Here is a 3,495-nt window from a genome sequence, read left to right on the forward strand (position 1 = left end):
GTCCCGGTCCGCCCCTCCGTCCCGGTCCGCTCCGTCCCGGTCCGCTCCGTCCCGGTCCGCTCCCGTCCCGCTCCGGCTGGCGGACGCCCCCGCCGCGCAGGAGAGCCGTCGAACTCGGGAGATCACGACCGGACGACCTCCACGTGGTTCACGTTCTCCGCCGCCCGCCGCCCGCCGCCCGCAGCGTCCGTCGGCACTCTCCTGCCCCGTCCTCTCCGGCCCTGCTCTGTCCTCTCCTTCCACGTCCTCTCCTGCCCCGTCCGGTCAGGAGCCTCCCGCCGCGGCGACCGCTCCACTCCGCCCGTGCCGCCGCCCGTGCCGCCGCCCGACCTCACCGGATGCCGCTGCGCGCGAACCCCTGCACGAAGTAGCGCTGGAAGCACAGGAACAGCAGCACCATCGGCAGCACCGACACCAGCGCCAGCGCCATGCTCGCGCTGTAGTCCGGCGTCGACTGGCCCTTGAGGTAGAGCAGGCCGATCGGCAGCGTGAACAGCTCGTTGTCCTTCAGGGCGATCAGCGGCCAGGCGAAGTCGTTCCAGCTGCCGAGCAGAGTCAGCAGGATCAGGACGGCGATCAGCGGCTTCGAGAGCGGCAGCACGATCTGCAGGAACACCCGCAGGTGGCCGGCGCCGTCGATCCGCGCCGCCTCGATCAGCTCCTCCGGGATGGAGAGGAAGAACTGCCGGGCGAGGAAGATCCCGAAGGCCGCCGCTGCTCCGGGCAGGATCACCGACCAGTAGGTGCCGTAGATCTGCAGTCCGGTCACGAGCTTGAACTGCGCGACCATGATCGCCTGCACCGGGATCATCATCGTGGCCAGTGCGAGCAGGAACAGCAGGTTCCGCCCGGGGAAGCGCAGCCGCGCGAAGCCCCAGCCGGCCAGCAGGTTCACCACGACGGTGAACACCGTGACGAACACCCCGATCACGACCGAGTTGACGAACCACTCGCCCACGGGGAAGCGCGCGAACACCGTCGCGAAGTTCTCGAACGAGATCTCGCTCGGCCAGAAGCGGGGCGGGCCGGGCGCGAACACCTCGCCGCGCGGCGAGAAGGCGATGACGAGCATCCAGTACAGCGGGAAGAACACGATCGCCGAGGCGACGATCGCGACGACGAGACGGACGACGAGTCCGGAGCGGGAGCCGTCGCGGCGGGAGGGACGCCGGCGCGGGGTCTCGCGGGCGGTGGCCGCGGCGACCGCGGCGGGCGTGGTGACGGTGGATGACGACATGAGGGCTCCTAGTCGACGAGGTCGCGCGTGCGGCTCGTGCGCCACTGCAGGTAGGTGAAGGCGAGGGAGACCAGCAGGATGACGACGCCGAGCGCGGCGCCGTAGCCCTGCTCGCGGACCTGGAAGCCGTTGCGGTACGCGTAGGTGCCGAGCACCGACGTGGAGAAGCCGGGGCCGCCGCCCGTCATCACGAAGACGATGTCGAAGACCTGGAACGAGGCGATCACGTTCATGATCAGCAGGAAGAAGGTGGACGGGCCGACCAGCGGCACCGTCAGCGCGCGGAACTGCTGCCAGCGCGTCGCTCCATCGATTCGTGCGGCCTCGTAGAGCTCGGGCGAGACGCTCTGCAGGCCCGCCAGGTAGATCACCATGTTGAAGCCGATCCGCAGCCACACCGCGGTCAGCATCACCGAGATCATCGCCGCGGAGCCGTCCGACTGCCACGCGACCGGCGAGGCGCCCAGCGAGCTCAGCACCTTGTTCACGATGCCCGAGGACTCGCTGAAGATCGTGACCGCGATCATCCCGGAGGCGACGCCCGAGATCACCAGGGGCAGCACGATCACCGTTCGGAAGATCCCGCGCGCGGGCAGCACGGAGTTGAGCAGCACGGCCAGGCCGAGGCCGCCGGCGAGCTCGAGCGGCACGGTGACCGCGGTGAAGAGGAGCGTGTTGCCCAGGCTCTGCCAGAACACCGGATCGGCGCCCATCCGCAGGTAGTTCGCGAAGCCGACCCACTCGGGCGTGCCGAAGCCGCGCGACTCCTGGAACGAGAGCTGGATCGCCCAGAGGATCGGCACGAACAGGAACAGCGCCATCAGGAGCAGGTTCGGGCCGACGAAGCCGAAGCCGGCGAGGGCCTCGCGCCTGCGGGCCGACCGCGGCCGGGCGGAGGAGCCCGCCCGGCCGCGGAGGGTGGTGGCGGTCATCAGCTGGTCGCCTGCTGGATGGCCGCGTCGAGGCCGGAGAGGGTCTCCTCGGTGCTGCGCCCGCCGACGAACGCCTCCTCGAGCTGGTCCTGCATCGCGACGGAGATCTTCGCGAGGAACGGCGAGGTGAGCTGCTGCACGTCCCGCGGGGTGATCGTCGCGGCCTGCTCGACGAACACGGGCATCACGTCCGGGCGCACCGCGAAGTCGATCGACGCGGGGTCGATGTCGGACCGGGTGGGCAGCTCGTTCGTCGCCGCGCAGAACTCGGCCATGGTGTCGGCCTGCGTCATGAACGAGAGGAACTCGGTCGCGAGCTCGGGGTCATCGGTGTCGGCCGTGGCGACGAGGGCGTTGCCGCCGAGGTCGGTCGCGCCGCGCTCGTCGACGGGCATCGGCGTGGCGGTCCACTCGAAGTCGGCGAGGTCGTCGATGTCCGGCACCAGGAAGGACCCGGCGAAGGCCATCGCCGCGGTCTGCTCCGTGAAGAAGGAGTCGGCGTAGGTGGCGGACTTCACCGAGCTGGTCGGCGGGACCCAGTCGTTGTCGAAGAAGCTCTTCGTGAAGTCCAGCGCCTTCGCGCCGGCGGCGGAGTCGATCGCCGGAGTGGTGCCGTCCTCCTCCAGCAGCGTGCCGTCGGCCTCGAACAGCCAGCTCAGCCAGCGGGGCGTGCCGCCGAGCTGCCAGTTGTAGACGAACGGGTACTGCTCGGCGGGCAGGCTCGCGCGCAGCTTCGCGGAGGCGTCGGCGAACTCCTCCCAGGTCCACGCCTCGTCGGCGGTGGTCGGCACGTCGGTGATGCCGGCCGCCGCGAGCAGCTGCGTGTTCACCAGCAGCGCCGACACGTCGGTCTGGTGCGGGACGCCGTAGGGCTTCCCCTCGAAGGAGACGGCCTCCTGGAACGCGGGCGTGAAGGAGTCGAAGTCGTCGATCCGGTCGGTCAGGTCGAGCAGCTGCTCCTGGCTGGAGTAGACGCCGAGGTTGCCGTAGTCGACGCGGAACACGTCGGGGGCCTCGCCCGACGACAGCTGCGCGTCGATGTTGCTGAACATCTGGTCGTAGGGGACGACGTTGAGCTCGACGCTCGCCCCCTCGTGCTCGGCCTCGAAGTCGGTGATCAGCGACTCGAAGGCCGCCTGCTCGGACTCGCTGGCCCAGGTGGTGAAGGTGATCGAGTCGGCGTCGGCCGAACCGCCGCCTCCTCCGCCGAAGCCGCTGCAGCCGGTGAGGGCGGCGGTCGACGCCAGGACGGCGGCGAGGGGGATGAATCGTCTGCGCATGGGTGGTCTCCTGCTGTGAAGGGTCGGACGGGGGCGGGATCGGAGG

3 protein-coding genes are annotated in these 3,495 nt (G+C 70.2%); all 3 read right to left on the bottom strand.

All coding sequences use genetic code 11. From position 1 onward, the window contains the following. Window positions 1–331: 331 nt before the first annotated feature. From C5C39_RS17075 to C5C39_RS17085, 3 genes are read right to left on the bottom strand one after another with little or no spacing between them, the layout of a single operon-like run. Window positions 332–1,237, bottom strand: a complete 906-nt coding sequence (locus C5C39_RS17075) for a carbohydrate ABC transporter permease (protein WP_104269799.1) — start codon at window positions 1,235–1,237, stop codon at window positions 332–334. Window positions 1,238–1,245: 8 nt separating this feature from the next. Continuing rightward, window positions 1,246–2,169 (bottom strand): carbohydrate ABC transporter permease, encoded by a 924-nt coding sequence (locus C5C39_RS17080; RefSeq protein ID WP_104239656.1) that lies wholly within the window; start codon window positions 2,167–2,169, stop codon window positions 1,246–1,248. Next, complete coding sequence (locus tag C5C39_RS17085; RefSeq protein ID WP_258066164.1) at window positions 2,169–3,449, bottom strand: sugar ABC transporter substrate-binding protein; 1,281 nt, start codon at window positions 3,447–3,449, stop codon at window positions 2,169–2,171. The genes C5C39_RS17080 and C5C39_RS17085 overlap by 1 nt, the downstream gene beginning before the upstream one ends. Window positions 3,450–3,495 lie beyond the last annotated feature (46 nt).

It is taken from the genome of Rathayibacter sp. AY1F3 (assembly GCF_002931975.1).
Lineage (GTDB): Bacteria > Actinomycetota > Actinomycetes > Actinomycetales > Microbacteriaceae > Rathayibacter.